The sequence below is a fragment of the Serratia sp. PL7 genome (genome assembly GCF_945957435.1).
On sequence record NZ_CAMFLB010000053.1, the window covers coordinates 1 to 16,065 of the forward strand.

The window sequence follows — 16,065 nt, forward strand, 5'->3', positions numbered from 1 at the left end:
TCCGAGTTTTTTGCACAACCCCTTTTTTGATCTTTTCTTTCTGTTTGCACACTTTTCAGCCCTTCCGGATGGATCTTGTGCGATCAGGGCCATTTTCCGCAGGATCCGGCGCTGAGATTGGTTGTAATTCCATCGTCAGAGTCTAGTATTGCCGGTAAATATGATCCCGAGGTGAGGCAGCACTATGTCCGATGCAGTACGTTCTTATCTTCAATACACCCCTAAACTCGGTCAGCGCGTCCTGATCGATCCTTCCAGCGTCGTCATCGGCGACGTCGATCTGGCGGATGACGTCAGTATCTGGCCGCTGGTCGCCATCCGCGGCGACGTCAATGCGGTAAAGATCGGCGCACGCAGCAATATTCAGGACGGCAGCGTACTGCACGTGACTCATCGCTCCGAACATAACCCTGACGGTTATCCCCTGCTGATTGGAGAAGACGTGACCGTGGGCCATAAAGCGATGCTGCACGGCTGCGCCATCGGCAGCCGAGTGCTGGTCGGTATGGGATCGATCCTGTTGGACGGTGCAGTAATAGAAGACGACGTGATGATTGGCGCCGGCAGTTTAGTGGCGCCAGGCAAACGTCTGGCCAGCGGCTATCTCTATATGGGTAGCCCGGCACGCCAGATTCGGCCGTTAACCGCCGCCGAGTTGGAAGGGTTGCTTTATTCTTCGAACAACTATGTACGCTGGAAAGATGAATACCTGTCGGAAGACATCTGACAGCTCCCCGTTCCCTATAAAGAGAACGGGGCGGGATTTATGCCGCCAGTTCGCTGCGCAGCTGGCGCAATACCGGCTCGATCTCTGGCATTACGCCGTGCCAAAGCAGGAAAGCATGCGCCGCCTGCCCCACCAGCATACCCAGCCCATCGGCATATTCCGTTGCCCCCAGCTTCTGCGCCCAGGCTAGAAATGGCGTGACGCCCTGCTGATAAAACATGTCATAGCAACGGGTTTGCGCGTTAACTACGCCCGCAGGCAACGCCGGGACCTCCCCGCTGATGCCGGACGCCGTCGCATTGATCACCAGATCGAATGCTTGCTGATCACATTGATCCATCGGCGCCGCCGAGATCTCCCCCAGATGCCGGAAAGCGTCGGCCAACTCTTGGGCCCGGCTGAAGGTACGGTTGGTGATTGTTAACCGGCAGCCGAAAGACAGTAGCGGCAGGATTACACCGCGCGCCGCACCGCCGGCGCCCACAAGCAGAATGCGATCCTGCGGCCGGATCAATTGCTGACGCTGCAGATCGGTCAGCAAACCGATGCCGTCGGTGTTATCCCCCAATAGATCGCCATTCGGCAACACCTTCAGAGTATTGACCGCACCAGCCATCGCTGCGCGCTCGCTCAGCTCAGAAGCGGCCGAATAAGCTCGCTCCTTGAAAGGCACCGTGACGTTCGCCCCCAGCCCTCCGGCGTGGATAAACGCCTGCAGGCTGGTTTCAAAACCGTCCAGCGGCGCCAGCACTGTTCCATAAGGATGCTCAATGCCGGTCTGGGCAGCAAACAGCGCATGAATTCGCGGCGACTTGCTGTGGCCGATAGGGTTGCCAAATACCGCAAACTTCTCCATGCCTATTACCTCTAGCCCTGACGGATCTGTTCGCCGGTCAGAACATCTCTGATTTCGGAAGGATTAAGACGGCCGCCCACCTCGCCGGCCAATACCGGGAAAGCTTCGCCGAATTGCCGTGTAACCTCATCGGCACTGCGGCACGGCTCCAGCCCGCTGAGATTGGCGCTGGTCGACACCAGCGGCTTGCCGTACTGCCGGCACAGCAGCTGCACCAACGGATGATCGCTGACGCGCACCGCCAGCGAGCTGAAGCGCCCGGTCAACAAACGTGGCGTCTCCGGGCGAGCAGGCAACACCCAGGTTACCGGCCCAGGCCAGCTGACAAACATCGTCGTGCGCTGCTGTTCGCTGAGCGCACTGTCGTCGATATAAGGTTTAAGCTGCGCATAGTCGGCGGCGATCAGAATCAGCCCCTTTTCCCACGGCCGCTGTTTCAGCGCCAGCAATGCATTGACCGCCTGTTCGCTGTCGGGATCGCAACCCAGGCCGAATACGGCTTCGGTAGGATAGGCAATCACCTGCTGTTGATGCAAAGCATCGATGATAGATAAAAGGTTCGGGCTTAATTCTGAGTTCATGATGTGATTATTCTGTAGTCGCGACGGGTTTTCCGCACAGCTTGCTGGCGCAGCACAGGACGGGCCCTTTTGCCGTGCGCTTTTCCATCAGCAGCGGATAATGGCAATAGGCGCATTCACCGGCGACAGGTTTAACATTGAGGGCGAACTGGCATTCCGGGTAACGATCGCAGGAATGAAAAACCTTGCCGTAACGCGACTTGCGCTGCAGCAGTTTGCCTTGGCCGCACTGCGGACAGGTAATGGCGGTTTCATCAGGCTTATCGATCACTTCAGTGTGATCGCATTGCGGATAATCGCTGCATCCGATAAACATGCCATAGCGCCCCTGGCGCAGCACCAACGTCGCCTGACACTTCGGGCACGGTTGCCCATCCAACACTTTGACGATATGCCCATCGGCCTGCGCTTTCAGCGGGCGAATATATTGGCATTCAGGATACTGGGAACAGCCGAGGAAGGGGCCGTGGCGACCGCTACGGATCACCAGCTCGGCCCCGCATTCCGGGCAGGGTTCATTTTGCCTGGCGGCAAAAATCGCGTTTTTTGTCATAACGTCTTCTATGCGCGTTATCGGCTCAATGCAGATAACCTTCGTTCACTTCAAACAACAGTTCTTCCATTTGCTGATAGGCGCTTTCATATCCGGGGATATTAAACAGCACCATCAACACGACCCATTTCAGATCTTCGAGATCGAATTCCGCATTATCCAAAGCCATAACGCGATCGATAACCATTTCACGGGTTTCGAGGTTCAATACCTGAATCTGTTCCAGGAACAGGAGAAAACCACGGCAGCCGGCGTCCAAACGCGCACCTTCCTCTTCGGTATAGATCCGCATTGCCAGCGGATCGGCATCCATAAAGTAAGGGGCATTTTGACCTTCTTGCAGGTCAGCCAACTTCTCAAGCCAATTCAACGCGTTGTAGATATCATCCCGATGAAACCCCGCCTGAGCGAGATCATCGGTCAGTTGATCCTGATCGACGCGCATCTCTGGTTCATTGTGGATATAAGTTTCAAACAAGTACATGAGTACGTCGAACATGGCTTGCCCTCCTTATTCGGACATAGCCGCCGGGTACAGCTGCGATCCACCCTGCTAACTCCAGTTCGAGTAACTTGATTACCACCACTGGCACAGGTTGGCCGGCACGTTCAGCGACGACGTCAACAGGTGTCACCTCATCTCCTACGTTAGCCAACACATCGGCAAATGGCAATTCAACTTCAGCCTGCGACGCACAAATAGTTGTATTTTCGTTCAGTGACAGCCATTGAAGGCCGCTTCCCAGCAATTCGGCGATATCTTTCGGCCCGGTGACCAGATGCGCACCCTGCTGGATTAACCAATGCGTACCCTCACTCATCGGGTTTCCCAATGGCCCAGGCAAGGCGAACACCTCACGCCCCTGCTCCAACGCATAGCGAGCCGTCACCAAGGTACCGCTGCGCAGCGAAGCCTCTATGACCAGAACGCCCAGGCTGAGCCCGCTGATAATACGGTTACGGCGAGGAAAATGGTCGGCCAGAGGCAAGTCGGTGACTAAATGATCTGAAATCACAGCGCCGCCCTGCTCGACTATCTGCTCCGCGAGCCGGCGGTGCCGGCGCGGATAGATATTGCCCAGCCCGCTACCCAACACCGCAATCGTGCAGCCACCGGCCGCCAGCGCCGCACGATGGCAAATACCGTCGATGCCGATAGCCAGACCGCTGGTGATGGTGAAGCCGCAACGCGCCAATTCCTCGGCAAAATGGTTAGCCCAACGTTCGCCGTAGTGGCTGAACTGCCGGCTGCCAACCATGGCGAGCTGCGGGTGCAACAACGCCTGAGGATCGCCCTCGATCAGCAAAAATAGCGGCGCATCGTCGATCTGGGCCAGGCGTTCGGGATAGCCGGCCGCCCCATAGTTCAGCATACGGTGCGCCGGCAGCTCCAACCAACGCAGGCTGGCCGACAGATAACCGGGATCCAACTGGTTGAACTGCGTCTGCTGCCGTTCGTTCAATCCCAGCTCATGCAGCACGCGGCGAGGCTCGCAACCCATTTGCGATAGCTGCTGCACGATCCGGCTGGCCACGACGGTCTGTAGCCCCGTTACCCCTCGCATCCGTAAAGCGATCTCTTCCGGCCGCATCGTCTGTTCCCTCAGCAAAAACGGTGGTATTACCAATCTGAGCAATTGGTGCACAATGCTGTCAATCAGGTCGGGAAATGTCTAGAATAGAGGTTAAACCTCGTTCATTACTCGGATACAGATCTAAAGATATATGTCAGTCTTGCAGGTATTACATTTCCCAGACGAGCGTCTGCGCAAAGTCGCAGCGCCGGTAAAAGAAGTCAATGCAGATATCCAGCGCATCGTGGATGATATGTTTGAAACCATGTACGCAGAGGAAGGCATTGGCTTGGCTGCGACTCAGGTGGATATCCATCAGCGCATTATCGTGATCGACGTCTCCGAGAATCGCGATCAGCGCCTGGTGCTGATCAACCCGGAGCTGCTGGAAAAAAGCGGCGAAACCGGCATCGAGGAAGGCTGTCTTTCCATTCCCGAGCAGCGTGCGTTAGTGCCGCGCGCCGCGCAGGTGAAGATCCGCGCACTGGATCGCGAAGGCAAACCTTTCGAACTGGAAGCGGACGACCTGTTGGCGATCTGCATCCAGCACGAGATGGATCACCTGATGGGCAAACTGTTCGTCGATTACCTGTCGCCGCTCAAGCGTCAGCGCATTCGTCAGAAACTGGAAAAAATGGCCAAGCTTCAAGCCCGCGCCTAACCGATCAGGAAATCAACGTGTCTGACTCTTTACGGATTATTTTCGCCGGAACACCAGACTTCGCAGCGCGTCATCTTGACGCGCTGTTGTCATCTGAGCACCAGATTGTCGGCGTTTTTACCCAGCCCGACCGCCCGGCAGGCCGCGGCAACAAGCTGACGCCCAGCCCGGTCAAAGTGCTGGCCGAGCAGCACCAACTGCCGGTATTTCAGCCCAAATCGCTGCGTCCCGAAGAGAACCAGCACCTGGTGGCCGATCTCAACGCCGACGTGATGGTGGTAGTGGCCTACGGGCTGATCCTGCCGCAGGCGGTGCTGGATATGCCGCGTCTCGGTTGCATCAACGTACATGGCTCGCTGCTGCCTCGCTGGCGCGGCGCGGCGCCGATCCAGCGTTCGCTCTGGGCCGGTGACAGCGAAACCGGCGTGACCATCATGCAGATGGACGTCGGTCTCGATACCGGTGACATGATGCACAAGATTGCTTGCCCGATTGAGAGCAGCGATACCAGCGCCAGTCTCTACGACAAGCTGGCACAGCTCGGCCCGCAGGGCATGTTGACTACGCTGCACCAAATGGCAGACGGCAGCGCCACCCGCGAAGTTCAGGACGAAGCGCTGGTCACCTACGCCGAGAAACTGAGCAAAGAAGAAGCTCGTCTGGACTGGACACTGTCCGCCGCACAGCTGGAGCGCTGCATCCGCGCCTTCAACCCTTGGCCGGTCAGCTATTTCACCATCGACGATCAACCGGTGAAAGTGTGGCAGGCCAGCGTACTGGCGCAAAGCGCCAACGCGGAGCCAGGCACCGTTGTCCATGCCGACAAGCACGGTATTCAGGTGGCGACTGCCGACGGTATCCTCAACCTGATCCAACTGCAGCCCGCCGGCAAGAAACCGATGTTGGCGCAAGACCTATTAAATTCACGTCGTGAATGGTTTACCCCGGGTAACCGGCTGTAAGTCACCCCACAGCCCGGCCGTTCATCGTCGGGCCGTTATTTTCTTAATGCCGATCGTTATCAGCTTCAGCCTATGAAAAATAATTACAATCTCCGCAGCATCGCTGCCAAAGCCATCGGCCAGGTACTGGATCAAGGGCAGTCGCTAAGCACTGCCCTGCCGGCACTGCAAACCTCCATCAGCGATAAAGACCGCGGGTTGCTGCAGGAACTGTGCTTCGGCACGTTACGTGTACTGCCGCAGCTTGAATGGTGTATTCAACAATTGATGGCCAAGCCGCTGACCGGCAAGCAGCGTACGCTGCACTATTTGCTGATGGTCGGCTTGTATCAGCTGTTGTATACCCGTATCCCGGCGCACGCCGTGCTGGCAGAAACCGTGGAAGGCGCGGTAGCGCTGAAACGCCCGCAGTTGAAAGGCCTGATTAACGGTGTCTTGCGGCAGTTCCAGCGCCAGCAGGAAGAGCTGCTACAGCGCGCTGCCAACAACGACAGCCGCTATCTGCACCCGAGCTGGTTGCTGAAACGCATTCAACAAGCTTATCCCGCCAACTGGGAGCAGATCGTCGACGCCAATAACCAGAAGCCACCAATGTGGCTGCGCGTCAACCGCCTGCATCACAGCCGCGAAGCTTACCTGCAGCTGTTGACCGACACCGGCATCGCCGCGGAGCCTCATGCAGACTATGCCGACGCAGTGCGGTTGCTGGCGCCTTGCGCCGTGGTCGATCTACCTGGGTTCGCCGACGGCTGGGTCACCGTGCAAGATGCCTCAGCCCAGGGCTGTGTCGATCTGTTGGATCCGCAAGACGGCGAACAGATCCTCGATTTGTGCGCCGCTCCTGGCGGCAAAACCACGCATATTCTGGAAGCGGCGCCGAAAGCGCACGTCATGGCCGTCGATATCGACGAACAGCGTCTGGCACGGGTGAAGGAAAACCTGCAGCGCCTGCGTTTGCACGCAGAAGTTAAGCTGGGCGATGGCCGCACTCCGCAACAATGGTGCGGTGACAAACAGTTCGACCGTATCCTGTTGGACGCGCCTTGTTCCGCTACCGGCGTGATCCGCCGTCACCCCGACATCAAATGGCTGCGCCGCGATCGCGACATCGCCGAACTCGCCGCGCTTCAGGCCGAGATCCTGGAAGCCGTCTGGCCGCATCTGAAATCGGGCGGCGTGATGGTTTACGCCACCTGCTCTATCCTGCCGGATGAAAACAGCAGCCAGATCGCCGCGTTCTTGCAGCGCCACGCCGATGCCAAGCTGGTTGAAACCGGCGATGCGCAGCGGCCAGGGCGGCAGAATATCCCGCATCCCGAGGACGGCGATGGCTTCTTTTACGCTAAGCTGATTAAAATGTAATTCTTCAGGGCGTGCTCGCGCGCCCTAAGTCTTTCAGTGTGAAGCAGAGAACACGATGAAAATAATTATTCTTGGTGCCGGTCAGGTTGGCGGGACGCTGGCGGAAAACCTGGTGGGTGAAAACAACGACATCACCGTCGTCGATACCGATTCCGGCCGGTTACGTCAGCTGCAGGATAAATTCGATCTTCGGGTGGTTCAGGGACATGGCTCCCACCCTCGGGTGCTGCGCGAAGCCGGCGCAGAAGACGCCGACATGCTGGTTGCCGTCACCAACTCCGACGAAACCAACATGATCGCCTGCCAGATCGCCTATTCTCTGTTTAATACTCCCAACCGTATCGCCCGCATCCGCGCGCCGGAATACATCCGCGAGTCGGAGAAACTGTTCCTGCCGGAAGCGGTGCCAATCGACCATCTGATTTCGCCGGAGCAGCTGGTCATTGACTATATCTACAAGCTGATTGAGTACCCCGGGGCCCTGCAGGTGGTCAACTTCGCAGAAGGCAAGGTCAGCATCGCCGCGGTTAAAGCCTATTACGGCGGCCCGCTGGTCGGCAATGCGCTCTCTTCAATGCGCGAACACATGCCGCATATTGACACCCGCGTCGCCGCTATTTTCCGCCAGGATCGGCCGATCCGTCCGCAAGGCTCGACCATTATCGAAGCCGGTGATGAAGTGTTCTTCGTCGCCGCCTCACAGCACATCCGCGCGGTGATGAGCGAACTGCAGCGGCTGGAAAAACCGTATAAGCGCATCATGATCGTCGGCGGCGGCAACGTCGGCGCCGGCCTGGCAGCCAAACTAGAAAAAGACTACAACGTCAAACTGATCGAGCGGAATCAGCAACGCGCCGCCGAACTCGCCGAACAGCTGCACGATACCATCGTGTTCTACGGCGATGCCTCCGATCAGGAACTGCTGGCCGAAGAGCACGTCGAGCAGGTGGATGTTTTCATCGCCATCACCAACGACGATGAGGCCAACATCATGTCCGCCATGCTGGCTAAGCGCATGGGCGCCAAGAAGGTAATGGTATTGATCCAGCGCCGCGCCTATGTCGATCTGGTGCAGGGCAGCGTGATTGATATCGCCATTTCGCCGCAGCAGGCGACCATCTCCGCCCTGTTGGGGCACGTGCGCAAAGCGGATATCGTCAGCGTTTCGTCGCTGCGCCGCGGCGTGGCGGAAGCGATCGAGGCGATTGCCCACGGCGATGAAAGCACGTCCAAAGTGGTCGGCCGCATCGTCGAAGATATCAAGTTGCCACCGGGGACGACCATCGGTGCGATCGTGCGTGGCGACGACGTGATCATTGCCAACGGCAACAGCAAAATCGAACAGGGCGATCACGTCATCATGTTTATTACCGACAAGAAATTCGTGCCTGACGTTGAACGCTTGTTCCAACCGAGCCCGTTCTTCTTGTAGAACGAATTTATTTGGCTATGGTCTATAATCGCGTGGTTGTTCTCTGCCTTGGGAGGAGATAAAACTTCTCTCCTTTTGTGGCAAAGGGAAATTGCTTTGTTAAACTTGAGTTATTAATTCTGCAAGGGGTGCGTTCTATGAGTATGTTGAAAGAGTTTCGCGAATTTGCCATGCGTGGCAACGTGGTCGATCTGGCCGTCGGTGTGATTATCGGTGCCGCATTCGGCAAGATCGTTTCGTCCTTCGTGGCTGATATCATCATGCCACCGCTGGGCTTACTGATCGGCGGCGTCGACTTTAAACAGTTCCATCTGGTATTACGTGAAGCTCAGGGCGCCGTACCGGCGGTGGTAATGAACTACGGTTCATTCATCCAAACCGTATTCGACTTCGTGATTGTCGCCTTCGCCATCTTCCTGGCGATTAAATTGATGAACAAAATGCGCCGCAAACAAGAAGAAGTGCCCGCAGCGCCGCCGGCACCTACCGCAGAAGAGAAACTGCTGACGGAAATCCGTGATTTGCTGAGCCAGCAACAGCAGCCAAAACTGTAAGACAGCGTTTGGTTATGCCAATAAAAAGCCACCTGATGAAGGTGGCTTTTTTAATACTTAAAACCAGAAGGTCAGTGGTAAATTATCGCTTGATAGTTTACCACTGGCCTCCCAGTTACCGCCTTTGTTGTGTTTTTCTTTACGCCGATAGCTGCCTTTACCTTTCACATTCTTTTCTACCCGCTGACGGAATAGAGGATCATGCAGCAGCGCCTCAATGGCGTTATCTTGAATCTGGCCTTTGGTGTGACGATATTTCGTCATGATAATGCTCCTGTAAAATATGAGGGATAAAACGGGGCGATAATACTGCCGGCGATATAAAAATTAAAGTGCCGTCAGCAACCTTTTTTGCCTTTGTCATCGCTGGCGCCCTGTTCCAAAGCTTCCAGGATCGAACAATAATTGCTGGTATGGGCAGTGCCACAGCAGGCGTCGCTCAGCCGCTTCAACGATTCACGCATACGCGTCAGCTCAGCCAACTTGCTTTCCACTTCGCTCAGGCGCGCATCAACGATCGACTTTGACTCCTGGCAGGTATGATGCTCAGGATCGACGCGGATCGACAGCAGCTCAGCGATCGTTTCCAGAGTAAATCCCAACTGCTTAGCATAGCGAATAAAGCGCAGCCGTTGAAGATCCTGCTCGGTGTAGAGTCGATAACCACCCTCGGTGCGGACATTGTGATCCATCATGCCCTGCTTTTCATAGTAACGCACGGTATCAGGCGTTACTTCGGCAAGCTTGGCCAACTGACCTATCTTGAACATTACTGCTCCTCTCGGGTGAACTTGCCATCCAGTGCGCACTGATATTCACCATGCAAGAAATCCGTGCTCATCCCAGCCTGACGCAATCGATGTTCCAACAGCAACATGCGCTTGCTGAGATCGACATAGTCTGGATGCTCACTGTTGATCCCTTGCAGTAAGCGAGCAACAGTTAGCGCCTCTTTGCGATCTTCCAGTTCCGGTGGCAAGTAACCGGCATTTTTCAGCAGACGGTAACCCGCGCGCAGTTCAGCCGGCACCGCACTATCGTCTTCCAGCGCTAATGGTTGTCCCTGGCCGGGCAAATTGTCGAACTCGCCTTTATCTTGGGCATCAAGGATATGACGTTCCGCCCATTGATCGAGCGACCCCATGGCAAACAGCCTCGGTTAGCCTAATGATTAAGCCTTAGCATAGCGGATAGGGGCGAGGATCTTAAGCACAGCGGGGGAATTGCGCACATTTGGCTGAATTTGGACGTAAAAAAACCGGGCAAGCCCGGTTTTTTTACGCGTCTACAGATTACTCTGCAGTTGCCACTTCTGCTTGAGACTCAGCACGATCAACCAGCTCGATGTATGCCATCGGCGCGTTGTCGCCTGCGCGGAAGCCACACTTCAGAATGCGAGTGTAACCACCGGCACGGCTCGCGAAACGCGGGCCCAGCTCGTTAAACAGTTTTGCCACGATCTCGTTATCACGAGTACGGGCGAATGCCAGACGACGATTAGCTACGCTGTCGGTCTTGGCAAGAGTAATCAGCGGCTCAACAACGCGACGCAGCTCTTTTGCTTTTGGCAGGGTCGTCTTGATGATCTCATGACGAACCAAAGAGCCGGCCATGTTACGGAACATAGCCTGGCGATGGCTGCTGTTACGGTTCAGTTGACGACCACTCTTACGATGGCGCATGACCTTATCCTTCTCAGTAAAACCTTAACCTGTGATCCGGTTACTCGTCAGCAATGCTTGCCGGCGGCCAGTTTTCCAGGCGCATGCCCAGAGACAGACCACGTGAGGCCAGCACGTCTTTAATCTCGGTAAGAGATTTTTTACCCAGGTTTGGCGTTTTCAGCAACTCAACCTCGGTACGCTGTACCAGATCACCGATGTAGTGGATAGCTTCTGCCTTGAGGCAGTTAGCAGAGCGGACAGTCAATTCCAGATCGTCAACAGGGCGCAGCAAGATCGGATCGAACTCTGGTTTCTCTTCTTTAACTTCCGGCTGACGTACATCACGCAGGTCAACGAAAGCTTCAAGTTGTTCAGCCAGAATGGTGGCCGCACGGCGGATCGCCTCTTCAGGATCGATCGTGCCATTGGTCTCCATCTCGATGACCAGCTTATCCAAGTCAGTACGCTGTTCTACACGCGCAGCTTCAACATTGTAGGCGATACGCTCTACAGGGCTGTAGCAGGCGTCAACCAACAGACGACCGATTGGGCGCTCATCTTCTTCCGAATGAATTCGGGCAGAAGCCGGCACATAACCGCGACCGCGCTGAACTTTGATACGCATGCTGATAGCCGCGTTCTCATCAGTCAGGTGGCAAATCACGTGCTGAGGCTTGACGATTTCGACATCACCATCATGGGTGATGTCGGCAGCGGTCACAGGGCCAATGCCAGATTTATTCAGGGTAAGAATAACTTCGTCTTTGCCTTGAACTCTCACCGCCAGCCCTTTCAGGTTGAGCAGGATCTCCAGGATATCTTCCTGTACGCCTTCTTTGGTGCTGTACTCATGCAGTACACCATCAATCTCAACCTCGGTCACCGCGCAACCCGGCATAGATGAAAGCAGAATACGGCGCAGTGCGTTGCCAAGAGTATGGCCAAAGCCACGCTCTAAAGGCTCAAGGGTCACCTTGGCGTGCGTCGAACTGACTTGCTCGATATCTACCAGGCGCGGTTTTAGAAACTCTGTCACAGAACCCTGCATTGTGTCCTCTCTTTGGTACTAAGCTTTACTTGGAGTAAAGCTCGACGATCAGGTGTTCGTTAATGTCCGCAGACAGATCGGTACGTTCAGGCATACGCTTGAACACGCCTTCCATCTTAGCAGCATCAACTTCCAGCCAAGTCGGCTTTTCACGCTGCTCAGCCAGCTCCAGAGAAGCTTTAACACGAGACTGCTTTTTAGCTTTCTCGCGGATGCTGACTACGTCATTCGGAGATACCTGATAAGAAGCGATGTTAACAACGTGACCGTTTACCATAACTGCTTTGTGGCTAACCAGCTGACGTGACTCTGCACGAGTAGCGCCGAAGCCCATACGGTAAACAACGTTGTCCAGACGACCTTCCAGCAGCTGCAACAGGTTTTCACCGGTGTTGCCCTTCAGGCGGGTTGCTTCTTTGTAATAGTTACGGAATTGACGCTCCAGAATGCCGTACATACGGCGAACTTTCTGCTTCTCACGCAACTGAACACCGTAATCAGACAGACGCGGTTTACGCGCACCGTGCTGACCAGGTGCTTGTTCAATTTTACACTTGGAATCGATCGCGCGAACGCCAGACTTAAGGAACAGGTCTGTGCCCTCACGACGGCTCAGCTTGAGCTTAGGACCCAAATATCTTGCCATTTTCTTTCTCCAACAATCCTAAAAGCTGCGTTACACGCGGCGCTTTTTCGGCGGACGACAACCGTTATGAGGGATCGGAGTCACATCAGTAATATTAGTGATGCGGAAACCAGCCGCGTTCAGAGCGCGGATAGTAGACTCACGACCAGGACCAGGTCCTTTAACCATAACTTCCAGGTTCTTGATACCGTATTCTTTTACTGCGTCAGCACAACGTTCTGCTGCAACCTGTGCTGCGAACGGAGTGGACTTACGAGAACCACGGAAACCGGAACCACCGGCTGTTGCCCAACCCAAAGCATTACCCTGACGATCAGTGATGGTAACGATGGTGTTGTTGAAAGAAGCATGGATATGAGCCACGCCGTCAGAGACTTGCTTTCTTACACGCTTACGTGTACGAACAGGTGCCTTTGCCATTATTCAATAACCCCGATTATTTCTTGATCGGCTTGCGCGGACCCTTACGGGTACGAGCGTTGGTCTTGGTGCGCTGACCGCGTACCGGCAGACCACGACGATGACGCAAACCACGATAGCAACCAAGGTCCATAAGACGCTTGATGCTCAGGGTAATTTCACGACGCAAATCACCCTCAACGGTGTATTTGGCAACTGCATCACGAAGCTTTTCGATTTGCTCTTCAGACAGCTCACTGATCTTAACATTTTCAGCAATACCCGTGGATGCACAGATAGCCTGTGAACGGGTTTTACCGATACCGAAGATCGACGTTAAGGCGATAACGGTATGTTTATGATCAGGAATGTTAATGCCTGCTATACGGGCCACTATGCACTCCTACTATTTTATACAGCAACACCATTCTGAAAAGCCCGTTTTCAGGATACTCAAATAATGTTGCAGTGCGACATACAAAAGATTGGCTGGCTAATCTAGCCAGCTCAACCCAACTTTGCAAGAAAAATATGCGAGATAATCAGCCTTGACGCTGTTTATGCTTCGGCTCGGCGCTGCAAATCACACGAACGACACCGTTACGCTTAACGATTTTGCAGTTACGACATAATTTCTTGACGGAAGCACGAACTTTCATTTTTACTCTCCGTAACTTCTCAAACGAATCTGACTAGCGGTTATAGCCTTTCAGATTTGCTTTCTTCAATGCAGACTCGTACTGACTTGACATCATCAGAGTTTGCACTTGAGCCATAAAGTCCATGATGACGACAACCACGATCAGTAGCGAGGTACCACCAAAGTAGAATGGTACTTTCATTGCATCACGCATGAACTCCGGGATCAGGCAGATGAAAGTAATGTACATCGCGCCCACCAGGGTTAAACGCGTCATTACTTTATCGATATACTTCGCCGTTTGCTCTCCCGGACGAATTCCTGGTACGAAGGCACCGGACTTCTTCAGGTTATCTGCTGTCTCACGCGGGTTGAAAACCAACGCCGTGTAGAAGAAACAGAAGAAGATGATTGCAGACGCATAGAGTAACACATAAAGCGGTTGCCCTGGCTGCAAATACAGCGAAATCGTAGTCAGCCAGTTCCAACCGGTACCGCCCCCAAACCATGATGCAATCGTGGCCGGGAACAGAATAATGCTGGAAGCGAAAATCGCCGGGATAACACCCGCCATGTTCACTTTCAACGGTAAATGTGTACTCTGTGCTGCATAAACACGACGACCTTGTTGACGCTTCGCATAGTTAACGACGATACGACGTTGACCACGCTCGATGAAAACAACGAAGAAGGTTACTGCAAACACCAATACTGCAACCAACAGCAGCAGGAGGAAGTGCAGGTCGCCTTGCCGTGCTTGCTCGATAGTATGGGCCACTGCCGGCGGGAGCCCCGCTACAATACCCGCGAAGATAATGATCGAGATACCGTTGCCGATACCGCGCTCAGTAATCTGCTCACCCAGCCACATCAGGAACATTGTCCCGGTTACCAGGCTCACAACCGCAGTAAAGTAGAATGCAAAGCCTGGATTTAACACCAGGCCCTGCATACCAGGCATATTCGGCAGACCGGTAGCAATACCAATCGACTGGAATATGGCCAATACCAGCGTACCGTAACGGGTGTACTGGCTAATCTTGCGACGGCCAGCCTCCCCTTCTTTCTTGATTTCCGCCAACGCTGGATGAACCACCGTCAGCAGCTGGATAATGATCGATGCCGAGATATACGGCATGATCCCCAGAGCAAAGATAGAAGCACGGCTGAGGGCACCACCAGAGAACATGTTAAACATTTCAATGATAGTGCCTCTCTGCTGCTCAAGCAATTTGGCAAGCACAGTGGCATCGATACCAGGAATCGGAATGAAAGAGCCGATGCGGAAGACAATCAGCGCGCCGATGACAAACAAAAGTCTGCGCTTCAGCTCGCCGAGCCCGCCTTTAGCACTTTGAAAATCTAATCCTGGTTGCTTAGCCATCTGCTACTTATTCCTCAATTTTACCGCCAGCAGCCTCGATAGCAGCACGAGCGCCTTTGGTGACACGCAGACCACGCAGGGTTACCGGACGAGCGACTTCGCCAGAAAGTACAACTTTCGCGAATTCGATCTGGACACCAACTACGTTAGCGGCTTTCAGCGCGTTCAGGTCGATAACATCGCCTTCAACCAGAGCCAGTTCAGACAGACGAACTTCTGCCGTGATCATCGCTTTGCGTGAAGTGAAGCCAAATTTCGGCAGACGACGGTACAGAGGCATCTGACCACCTTCAAAACCACGACGTACGCCACCGCCAGAACGAGACTTCTGACCTTTGTGACCACGGCCGCCGGTTTTACCCAGGCCAGAACCAATACCACGACCTACACGCTTAGGCGCATGCTTGGCACCTTCAGCCGGAGACAGAGTATTTAAACGCATCTGTTACTCCTCAACTTTAACCATGTAGGAAACCAGGTTGACCATACCGCGAACAGCAGGAGTATCCTCGCGCTCTACGGTGTGACCAATACGACGCAGACCCAGACCGAGCAGAGTAGCTTTATGCTTCGGCAGACGGCCAATTGAGCTGCGAGTTTGTGTAACTTTAATAGTCTTAGCCATGGTCAATTACCCCAGAATGTCGGCAACGGATTTACCACGCTTAGCAGCGACCATTTCAGGAGACTTCATATTCGCCAGAGCGTCGATAGTTGCACGAACCACGTTGATCGGGTTGGTGGAACCATAAGCTTTAGCCAATACGTTGTGCACCCCAGCAACTTCGAGAACGGCGCGCATTGCACCACCCGCGATGATACCGGTACCTTCATGAGCAGGCTGCATGAACACGCGAGAACCCGTGTGAGCGCCCTTAACAGGGTGCTGCAGGGTGCCGCTGTTCAGCGCGACGTTCATCATGTTGCGACGGGCTTTTTCCATCGCTTTCTGGATCGCTGCTGGAACTTCGCGTGCTTTGCCGTAGCCAAAACCAACGCGACCGTTACCATCACCAACTACA

24 protein-coding genes are annotated in these 16,065 nt (G+C 54.6%); 6 read left to right on the forward strand and 18 right to left on the reverse strand.

From position 1 onward, the window contains the following. Positions 1–184 precede the first annotated feature (184 nt). Positions 185–727: a gamma carbonic anhydrase family protein gene (locus tag N6G83_RS53110; RefSeq protein WP_260516230.1), complete on the forward strand. Its 543-nt coding sequence runs from the start codon at positions 185–187 to the stop codon at positions 725–727. A 37-nt stretch (positions 728–764) separates the two neighbouring features. Here the strand turns inward: N6G83_RS53110 and aroE are convergent, their stop codons facing one another. From aroE to dprA, 5 genes are read right to left on the reverse strand one after another with little or no spacing between them, the layout of a single operon-like run. Then, positions 765–1,583, reverse strand: coding sequence for a shikimate dehydrogenase (gene aroE, locus N6G83_RS53115; protein ID WP_060448526.1), 819 nt, complete (start codon positions 1,581–1,583; stop codon positions 765–767). 11 nt (positions 1,584–1,594) lie between these two features. Continuing rightward, the gene (gene tsaC / locus N6G83_RS53120; RefSeq protein ID WP_148123792.1) at positions 1,595–2,164 is read right to left on the reverse strand and encodes an L-threonylcarbamoyladenylate synthase type 1 TsaC; all 570 of its coding nucleotides are present in this window, start codon (positions 2,162–2,164) and stop codon (positions 1,595–1,597) included. Positions 2,165–2,171: 7 nt separating this feature from the next. Continuing rightward, positions 2,172–2,717: a type I DNA topoisomerase gene (locus tag N6G83_RS53125; protein WP_025304489.1), complete on the reverse strand. Its 546-nt coding sequence runs from the start codon at positions 2,715–2,717 to the stop codon at positions 2,172–2,174. Between the two features lie 25 nt (positions 2,718–2,742). Next, on the reverse strand, positions 2,743–3,216 hold the full coding sequence (smg, locus tag N6G83_RS53130) for a DUF494 family protein Smg (RefSeq protein ID WP_025160381.1): 474 nt from the start codon (positions 3,214–3,216) through the stop codon (positions 2,743–2,745). Beyond that, a complete protein-coding gene (gene dprA, locus N6G83_RS53135) occupies positions 3,188–4,309 on the reverse strand; it encodes a DNA-protecting protein DprA (RefSeq protein ID WP_043138824.1) in 1,122 nt (373 codons plus the stop codon). The genes smg and dprA overlap by 29 nt, the downstream gene beginning before the upstream one ends. Positions 4,310–4,442: 133 nt before the next feature. On the opposite strand from dprA, the gene def reads away from it, so the two are divergent. The 5 genes from def to mscL all read left to right on the forward strand — a co-directional run bounded on the left by def (position 4,443) and on the right by mscL (position 9,262). Then, positions 4,443–4,952 (forward strand): peptide deformylase, encoded by a 510-nt coding sequence (gene def / locus N6G83_RS53140; RefSeq protein WP_015379260.1) that lies wholly within the window; start codon positions 4,443–4,445, stop codon positions 4,950–4,952. 17 nt (positions 4,953–4,969) lie between these two features. Beyond that, positions 4,970–5,914: a methionyl-tRNA formyltransferase gene (gene fmt, locus N6G83_RS53145; protein WP_141999077.1), complete on the forward strand. Its 945-nt coding sequence runs from the start codon at positions 4,970–4,972 to the stop codon at positions 5,912–5,914. Between the two features lie 72 nt (positions 5,915–5,986). After that, complete coding sequence (gene rsmB / locus N6G83_RS53150; RefSeq protein ID WP_197759631.1) at positions 5,987–7,276, forward strand: 16S rRNA (cytosine(967)-C(5))-methyltransferase RsmB; 1,290 nt, start codon at positions 5,987–5,989, stop codon at positions 7,274–7,276. A 55-nt stretch (positions 7,277–7,331) separates the two neighbouring features. Further along, positions 7,332–8,708, forward strand: a complete 1,377-nt coding sequence (gene trkA / locus N6G83_RS53155; RefSeq protein ID WP_004929716.1) for a Trk system potassium transporter TrkA — start codon at positions 7,332–7,334, stop codon at positions 8,706–8,708. Between the two features lie 137 nt (positions 8,709–8,845). Then, positions 8,846–9,262 carry a large-conductance mechanosensitive channel protein MscL gene (gene mscL / locus N6G83_RS53160; RefSeq protein ID WP_049208534.1) on the forward strand — a complete coding sequence of 139 codons (417 nt, stop codon included), beginning with the start codon at positions 8,846–8,848 and terminating at the stop codon, positions 9,260–9,262. Between the two features lie 57 nt (positions 9,263–9,319). Here mscL and N6G83_RS53165 read toward each other — a convergent pair whose 3' ends face one another. From N6G83_RS53165 to rpsE, 13 genes are all read right to left on the reverse strand, one after another. Beyond that, on the reverse strand, positions 9,320–9,526 hold the full coding sequence (locus N6G83_RS53165; protein WP_260516231.1) for an alternative ribosome-rescue factor A: 207 nt from the start codon (positions 9,524–9,526) through the stop codon (positions 9,320–9,322). A 74-nt stretch (positions 9,527–9,600) separates the two neighbouring features. Then, a complete protein-coding gene (gene zntR / locus N6G83_RS53170; RefSeq protein ID WP_016930321.1) occupies positions 9,601–10,032 on the reverse strand; it encodes a Zn(2+)-responsive transcriptional regulator in 432 nt (143 codons plus the stop codon). Then, positions 10,032–10,406, reverse strand: coding sequence for a DUF1992 domain-containing protein (locus N6G83_RS53175; RefSeq protein WP_197819711.1), 375 nt, complete (start codon positions 10,404–10,406; stop codon positions 10,032–10,034). The genes zntR and N6G83_RS53175 overlap by 1 nt, the downstream gene beginning before the upstream one ends. A 148-nt stretch (positions 10,407–10,554) precedes the next feature. Continuing rightward, the gene (gene rplQ / locus N6G83_RS53180) at positions 10,555–10,944 is read right to left on the reverse strand and encodes a 50S ribosomal protein L17 (protein WP_004929726.1); all 390 of its coding nucleotides are present in this window, start codon (positions 10,942–10,944) and stop codon (positions 10,555–10,557) included. Between the two features lie 40 nt (positions 10,945–10,984). Then, positions 10,985–11,974, reverse strand: a complete 990-nt coding sequence (locus N6G83_RS53185) for a DNA-directed RNA polymerase subunit alpha (protein ID WP_002919219.1) — start codon at positions 11,972–11,974, stop codon at positions 10,985–10,987. A 25-nt stretch (positions 11,975–11,999) separates the two neighbouring features. After that, positions 12,000–12,620, reverse strand: coding sequence for a 30S ribosomal protein S4 (gene rpsD / locus N6G83_RS53190; RefSeq protein WP_025304496.1), 621 nt, complete (start codon positions 12,618–12,620; stop codon positions 12,000–12,002). Positions 12,621–12,650: 30 nt separating this feature from the next. Next, entirely contained in the window at positions 12,651–13,040 is a 390-nt protein-coding gene (gene rpsK / locus N6G83_RS53195; RefSeq protein ID WP_004929731.1) for a 30S ribosomal protein S11, read from the reverse strand. Between the two features lie 16 nt (positions 13,041–13,056). Next, entirely contained in the window at positions 13,057–13,413 is a 357-nt protein-coding gene (gene rpsM / locus N6G83_RS53200) for a 30S ribosomal protein S13 (RefSeq protein ID WP_004929734.1), read from the reverse strand. A gap of 148 nt (positions 13,414–13,561) precedes the next feature. Next, positions 13,562–13,678: a 50S ribosomal protein L36 gene (gene rpmJ, locus N6G83_RS53205; RefSeq protein ID WP_002227352.1), complete on the reverse strand. Its 117-nt coding sequence runs from the start codon at positions 13,676–13,678 to the stop codon at positions 13,562–13,564. A 33-nt stretch (positions 13,679–13,711) separates the two neighbouring features. Next, positions 13,712–15,043 carry a preprotein translocase subunit SecY gene (gene secY / locus N6G83_RS53210; protein WP_004929740.1) on the reverse strand — a complete coding sequence of 444 codons (1,332 nt, stop codon included), beginning with the start codon at positions 15,041–15,043 and terminating at the stop codon, positions 13,712–13,714. 7 nt (positions 15,044–15,050) lie between these two features. Then, a complete protein-coding gene (rplO, locus tag N6G83_RS53215; protein ID WP_004929742.1) occupies positions 15,051–15,485 on the reverse strand; it encodes a 50S ribosomal protein L15 in 435 nt (144 codons plus the stop codon). A 3-nt stretch (positions 15,486–15,488) separates the two neighbouring features. Next, entirely contained in the window at positions 15,489–15,668 is a 180-nt protein-coding gene (rpmD, locus tag N6G83_RS53220) for a 50S ribosomal protein L30 (RefSeq protein WP_048232028.1), read from the reverse strand. Between the two features lie 6 nt (positions 15,669–15,674). Beyond that, a partial coding sequence (gene rpsE / locus N6G83_RS53225; RefSeq protein WP_260524375.1) for a 30S ribosomal protein S5 occupies positions 15,675–16,065 on the reverse strand: 391 nt, incomplete at its 5' end.